A 6,822-nucleotide genomic window follows, 5' to 3' on the forward strand; every position below is an offset into this window, starting at 1 on the left:
CTCGGTGGGAGCGGGCGGCACCTCGGGGGAGGGCACCGGCGGGACCGGCACCGGCAGGTCCGGCTGGTGCAGCAGCCCGGGCGCGTCGCGGCCCGCGGCGGGGCGGGTGGCGCCGAGGTAGTCGTCGCCCGGGTAGCGGACGAAGGCTGTGCGCACCGGCTTCCCGAACGTCGGAGCGTTGATCATCCGGCCGTTGCCGAGATAGAGCCCGACGTGGTGCACGCGGCGGGGCACCCCGTAGAACACGAGGTCGCCCGGTTCCAGCGGGGCGCCGGCCGGCACGTGCGGCCCTTCGTAGTACTGCGTGTGCGCGGTCCGGGGCAGCGAGATGCCGGCGTAGTCGTAGGCGGCCGTGGTGAGGCCGGAGCAGTCGAAGCCCGCCTCGCCTGCCTGCGGGCCGTCGCCGCCCCACACGTAGGGCAGGCCGCGCTGGGCCAGCGCGAAGGCGATCGCCACGGCCGCCGCGGTGCCGGGCTTCGCCGTGGTGGTGATCCTCGGCAGCGCCGGTGTGCGGACGGCGGGAAGCGCCGCTGCGGACGGCCGGGCCGCGGGCGGGGCGACGCTGCCCGGAGCCGTGAGGTCCGCGAGCGGGAGCCCGAGAGCCACCGATCCGGTGCCGCCATGGCGGCCCCCGATGATCCGCGAGCCCGAGGCGACGGGCCGGACCGGCACCGTGGCGGCCGGGCCCGGGGCCGACGTCGCAACCGACGGGGTGACGCCGGGCGGAGGTGTGGGCGCCGTGCCGGACGGGACGGCGAGCAGCGTGCCCGTGAGCAGAACGAGAATCCCGACGGGTGTCGCGCGGACAGGTGAACGGCGGTTCCTCGTCGTCACGACTCGCTTCCTCTGTCCCTGATCACGTAGCCCGATCGTGCCCTCGCCGCCACCCGTGCGCCAGACCGGTCGCCGCAACCCGGGAAACCTGTCGGCAATCCGTCAGCACCGCGACAGCGCGGGTTCGGCAGGGGCACGATGACGGCATGGTCTTCACCGACGCGCGCGAAACCGCTCGGATGCTGCGGGAGAAGGAGGTATCGGCCCGCGAGGTGCTCGCCGCGCACCTTGCGCAGATCGAGCGCTGCAACCCGGAGATCAACGCGGTTGTGACGCTCGTCGCCGATCGGGCGGCGGACGAGGCGGCGGCCGCCGACGAGCGGCTGGCCCACGGCGAGGAGGTCGGGCCGCTGCACGGCCTGCCGGTGGCGCACAAGGACGTGCACGACACGGCCGGGATCCGCACCACGTTCGGCTCGCCGTTGCTGGCCGACAACGTTCCCGCGCGCGACGCGCTGGTCGTGGAGCGGATGCGGGCCGCCGGCGTGATCACGATCGGCAAGACCAACGTGCCGGAGTTCGCGGCAGGAAGCCACACGGTCAACCCCGTCTTCGGGGCGACCCGCAACCCCTACGACCTCGGCCGCTCGGCCGGGGGGAGCAGCGGGGGAGCCGCGGCGGCGCTCGCCTGCGGCATGCAGCCGCTCGCGGACGGGAGCGACATGGGCGGGTCGCTGCGCAACCCTGCGTCGTTCTGCAACGTGGTCGGCCTGCGCCCCACGCTGGGCCGGGTGCCGACGTGGCCGACCGCGGCGCCGTGGTCGAGCATCTCGGCCACCGGGCCGATGGCTCGCACGGTCTCCGATGTCGCACTCCTGCTCGGCGTGCTGGCCGGACCCGATCCCCGCGCCCCGGCAGCTCTCGACACTCCCGGGTCGGCGTTCGCCGCCGAGCCGGCCACCGACGTCCGCGGACTGCGTGTCGCACTGGCGCCCGACCTCGGTGGCGCGGTGCCGGTCGACCCGGCGGTCCGGGCGGTGATCGAGCGGGCCGGGGGCGTCTTCGAGGAGCTGGGATGCGTGGTCGAACCCGCCTGCCCCGATCTCACCGGCGCCGACGAGGCCTTCCGGACGTTGCGGGCGTGGCAGTTCGACACCACCTACTCCGCGCTGCTCGACGAGCACCCCGACGCGTTCAAGGCGTCGCTGCGCGACAACATCCTCGCCGGTCGGAAGCTCACCGGGACCGATGTCGGCCGCGGCTTCGCCCTGCAGGCCGCGGTGCAGGAGCGCGTGCGGGAGTTCTTCGGCCGCTACGACGCGCTCCTCGCGCCGGTGAGCCAGGTGCCGCCGTTCCCGGTCGGGTGGGAGTACCCGACCGAGGTGGCCGGCGTGCCCATGCGCGACTACCTGGAGTGGATGGCCTCGGCCTACCTGATCTCCGTCACGGGCTCCCCGGCGCTGTCGGTGCCGGCGGGGTTCACGTCCGACGGCCTGCCGGTCGGCGTCCAGATCATCGGTCCGCGCCGCGGCGAGAACGGGCTGCTGCGGATCGGCCGGGCGTTCGAGCAGGCCACGGGCCACGGGCTCGTCCGCCCCGCCGTCGCCACTGCGTAGTGATCCTCGCCTGGTGACAGGGCTGCCGGTGCGGCCGGAAGGAGCAGCGCTGGCAGGATGACGCGGTGGTAGGCACCCGGATCCGTGCACTGCGCACCGCGCGTGGCATCACCGTCACCGAGCTCGCGCGCCGGGCCGCGGTGTCCACCGCGTTGATCAGCCAGGTCGAGCGAGAGCTGGCCGACCCCAGCCTCGTGACCGTCCGCAAGATCGCCCGCGCGCTCGACGTACCGCTGTTCAGCCTCTTCGAGGAGTCCGAACCCGCGGACGTCGCGGTGGTACGGAGCGACGCCCGGATCCACGTGCAGTCCCCTGGCGGTGGCATCGCCTACTCCCGCGTCTCGCCGGGACGCGGCCGCCTGGAGGTGCTGCACGGCGTGCTCTCGCCGGGCGGGGCGTCAGCGGCGGAACCCTGGTCGCACCCCAGCGAGGAGTGCGCGCTCGTCACCGCCGGCAGGCTCGTGGTCGAGGTGGCAGGCGCCGAGCGCGCGCTCGACGTGGGCGACAGCTGCTACTTCGACTCCCGCCTGCCGCACCGCTACGTCAACCCCTACCGCGAGCAGGCCGAGTTCGTCGTCTCGATCACGCCACCCGGCTACTGACCCCGCTCAGTCCTCGAGGTCGTCGGAGTCGTCACGGGCGAGGAAGCTCGCCAGCCGTTCCACCGCGTCCTCGAACGCCGGGTTCTGGTCGACGAAGGCCCGGAGCCGGTCGGCCAGCCACTCGACGCTGACCTGCTCCTCGCCTCGGCGCTCGGTGAGCTCCTCGATGCCGCGGTCGGTGAAATACACGCCAGACAGGCTAGCGCGGCGCCAGACGGTGCGAGCCGCACCCGGGCGCCCCGGTGAGGGCGCCGGTGTGCGGCTCGCACCGATCCCGACGAGTTACCGGTCGCTGAGCGCCGTGTCGATCAGTGCCTTCTGCTCGACCTCGTGCACCTTGGACGAACCCGGCGCGGGAGCCGCCATCCGCCGCCGCGAGACCCGCCGGAACCCGACGAGCCGGGGCAGCATCTCCGGCAGCACCAGCCCGAAGAACGGCCAGGCGCCCTGGTTGGCCGGCTCCTCCTGCACCCAGCGGATGTCCTCCGCGTTGGGGTAGCGCTCGAGCACCGCGGCGAGCTGGCGGTCCGGCACCGGGTAGAGCTGCTCGATGCGCACGATCGCGGTGTCGTCGATCTCCTGCTTGTCGCGGGCGGCCGCGAGCTCGTAGTAGATCTTGCCGCTGCACAGCAACAGCTTGCGGACGCCGGAGGCGGGACCGTCGGTCTCGCGGAAGCGCGGGTCGTCGATCACCGAGCGGAACCGGCCGCCGGTGAAGTCGGACACCGGGCTCACGACGGCCCGGTTGCGCAGCATCGACTTCGGCGTGAAGACGATCAGCGGGCGGCGCACCCCGTCCATCGCGTGCCGGCGCAACAGGTGGAAGTAGTTGGCGGGCTCCGAGGGGAGCGCCACCGTCATCGATCCCTCCGCGCACAGCTGCAGGAACCGCTCGATGCGGCCCGAGGAGTGGTCGGGCCCCTGGCCCTCCAGCCCGTGCGGCAGCAGCATCACGAGGTCGGCCGTCTGGCCCCACTTCGCCTCACCGGAAGAGATGAACTCGTCGATGATCGACTGGGCGCCGTTGACGAAGTCGCCGAACTGCGCCTCCCACGCCACGAAGGCGTTGGGGTTGGCCACCGAGTAGCCGTACTCGAACCCGACGGCCGCGAACTCCGACAGCGCCGAGTCGTAGGGCAGGAAGCGATCCTGGTCCTCGGCGAGGTTGCGGAGCGGGTAGTACTCCTCACCCGTCTTGCGGTCGATCACCACGGAGTGGCGCTGCACGAACGTGCCGCGGCGGGTGTCCTGGCCCGACAACCGGATGAGCTTGCCGTCCATCGCGAGCGAGCCCAGCGCGATCAGCTCGCCGAACGCCCAGTCGATGCCGCCCTCGCGCGACATCTGGTAGCGCCGCTGCAGCACCGGCTTGACCCGCTGGTGCACCGTGAAGCCCTCAGGCAGCTCCACGTGCACGTCGCCGAGGCGGTGCACGACCTCCACCGACACCGAGGTGTCGAGGTCGACGGGCACCGACTGCTCCTGCTCGACCGACGGGCTCGGCGTCGCCGGTGTCTTCTCCAGCTCCCGGACCTCGTTGAAGACGTGCTCGAGCTGGTTGGAGAAGTCGCGCAGCGCGTGCTCGGCCTCCTCCATCGAGATGTCGCCGCGGCCGATCAGCGACTCCGTGTAGATCTTGCGGACGCTGCGCTTGGCGTCGATCACGTCGTACATCGCCGGCTGCGTCATCGAAGGGTCGTCGCCCTCGTTGTGGCCACGCCTGCGGTAGCAGATCATGTCGATCACGACGTCGTTGTTCCACCGCTCGCGGTACTCGACCGCCAGCTTGGCCACCCAGACGCACGCCTCGGGGTCGTCGCCGTTCACGTGGAAGACGGGGGCGTCGATCATCTTCGCCACGTCGGTGGAGTACTGCGACGAGCGGGCGTGCTCCGGCGCGGTGGTGAACCCGACCTGGTTGTTGACCACCACGTGCACGGTGCCGCCGGTGCGGTAGCCGCGCAGCTTCGCGAGGTTCAGCGTCTCGGCCACCACGCCCTGGCCGGCGAACGCGGCGTCGCCGTGGAGCATCAGCGGGAGCACGGTGAACCCGCCCTCGCCCTTGTCGAGCAGGTCCTGCTTGGCGCGGACGATGCCCTCCAGCACCGGGTCGACGGCCTCGAGGTGCGACGGGTTGGACGCCAGCGAGACGACCGTCTCGCCGTCGCCGAACATCCGGAAGTACTTGCCCTCGGCTCCGAGGTGGTACTTCACGTCGCCCGATCCGTGGGCCTGGCCCGGATCGAGGTTGCCCTCGAACTCGCGGAAGATCTGGCTGATCGGCTTGCCGACGATGTTGGCCAGCACGTTGAGCCGGCCACGGTGCGGCATCCCGATGACCACCTCGTCGAGCTCGTGCTCGGCGGCCTTGTCCAGCACGGCGTCCAGCAGCGGGATGACGGTCTCGCCGCCCTCCAGGGAGAACCGCTTCTGCCCGACGTACTTGGTCTGCAGGAACGTCTCGAACGCCTCGGCCGCGTTGAGCTTGCTCAGCACGTACTTCTGCTCGGCCGGGTTGGGCTTCTGGTGCGGGACCTCGATGCGCTCCTGCAGCCAGGTGCGCTGCTCGGGGTCGGCGATGTGCATGTACTCGGTGCCGATGGTGCGGCAGTACGAGTCACGCAGCAGGCCGAGCACGTCGCGCAGCTTCATCCGCTCCTTGCCGCCGAAACCGCCGACGGCGAACTCGCGGTCGAGGTCCCACAGCGTGAGGCCGTGGGAGAGCACGTCGAGGTCGGGGTGGCGGCGCTGGCGGTAGTTCAGCGGGTCGGTGTCGGCCATGAGGTGGCCGCGCGTGCGGTAGGCGTCGATCAGCTCGATGACGCGGGCGGTCTTGTCGACGGCGCCGTCGGGAATGTCCTGCACCCAGCGGATCGGCTCGTAGGGCACCCGCAGGGAGCGGAAGATCCCGTCGTAGAAGCCGTCCTCGCCAAGCAGCAGGGCGTGGACGCGGCGCAGGAAGTCGCCGGACTCGGCGCCCTGGATGATGCGGTGGTCGTACGTCGAGGTCAGCGTGATGATCTTGCTGATGCCGATCTCGGCGAGCCGTTCCTCGCTGGCACCCTGGAACTCCGCCGGGTACTCCATGGCCCCGACGCCGATGATCGCGCCCTGGCCCGTCATGAGCCGCGGCACCGAGTGGTTGGTGCCGAGCGTGCCGGGGTTGGTGAGGCTGATCGTGGTGCCGGCGAAGTCCTCCGACTGCAGGTTGCCGCCCCGCGCCTTGCGCACGATGTCCTCGTAGGCCGACCAGAACTGGGCGAAGTTCATCGCCTCGCAGCCCTTGATCGAGACGACGACGAGCGAGCGCTGGCCGTTCTTGCCCGCGAGGTCGATCGCGAGCCCGAGGTTGACGTGGTCGGGCTGGACGACCGTGGGCTTGCCGTCCTCCTCCACGAAGTGCCGGTTCATCACCGGGAAGTCGGCCAGCGCCTTGACCACCGCGTACCCGATGAGGTGGGTGAACGAGATCTTGCCGCCGCGGGTGCGTGTGAGCTGGTTGTTGATCACCACGCGGTTGTCGGCGAGCAGCTTCGCCGGCACCGCACGCACGCTCGTGGCGGTGGGCACGGCCAGCGAGGCGTTCATGTTCTTGACGACGGCCCCGGCGGCGCCGCGCAGCGCCGTGGAGCTGCCCCCGCCGCTCGTCGGGCTGGGCTTCGCCGCCTGGGAGGTGCTGCCGGCGGCGGGCTTGTCGGAGGCGCCCGTGGTGGTGGCGGAGCTCGTGGCGGGGGTCTTCTCCCCGGCGTCACGCCCGCCCTTCACAGCGGCCCCGCCCTGTGCAGCAGCGGAGCCCTTTGCAGCAGCCGAGCCCTTCGCCGTGGCCGAAC

The 6,822-nt window shown here is 71.8% G+C and carries 5 protein-coding genes; 2 read left to right on the forward strand and 3 right to left on the reverse strand.

The window, feature by feature from the left end; all coding sequences use genetic code 11:
- Nucleotides 1–834, reverse strand: an 834-nt coding sequence (locus tag HF577_RS36140) for a C40 family peptidase (RefSeq protein WP_312859607.1), incomplete at its 3' end; no start/stop codon positions are given.
- A gap of 146 nt (nt 835–980) precedes the next feature.
- On the opposite strand from HF577_RS36140, the gene HF577_RS36145 reads away from it, so the two are divergent.
- On the forward strand, nt 981–2,390 hold the full coding sequence (locus tag HF577_RS36145) for an amidase (protein ID WP_169400501.1): 1,410 nt from the start codon (nt 981–983) through the stop codon (nt 2,388–2,390).
- Nucleotides 2,391–2,455: 65 nt separating this feature from the next.
- A complete protein-coding gene (locus HF577_RS40005; protein WP_169400502.1) occupies nt 2,456–2,992 on the forward strand; it encodes a helix-turn-helix domain-containing protein in 537 nt (178 codons plus the stop codon).
- A gap of 6 nt (nt 2,993–2,998) precedes the next feature.
- Here the strand turns inward: HF577_RS40005 and HF577_RS36155 are convergent, their stop codons facing one another.
- Nucleotides 2,999–3,181 (reverse strand): DUF6104 family protein, encoded by a 183-nt coding sequence (locus tag HF577_RS36155; protein WP_169400503.1) that lies wholly within the window; start codon nt 3,179–3,181, stop codon nt 2,999–3,001.
- A gap of 93 nt (nt 3,182–3,274) precedes the next feature.
- Nucleotides 3,275–6,822 (reverse strand): multifunctional oxoglutarate decarboxylase/oxoglutarate dehydrogenase thiamine pyrophosphate-binding subunit/dihydrolipoyllysine-residue succinyltransferase subunit (locus tag HF577_RS36160; RefSeq protein ID WP_211175385.1); only part of this gene is annotated, 3,548 nt, incomplete at its 5' end.

This window comes from Pseudonocardia xinjiangensis (genome assembly GCF_012911925.1).
GTDB lineage: Bacteria > Actinomycetota > Actinomycetes > Mycobacteriales > Pseudonocardiaceae > Pseudonocardia > Pseudonocardia xinjiangensis.

What these genes read in the sequence shown, in the direction of transcription:
- HF577_RS36145 (WP_169400501.1), top strand. Translation starts at nt 981, where the DNA reads ATGGTCTTCACCGACGCGCGCGAAACCGCTCGGATGCTGCGGGAGAAG.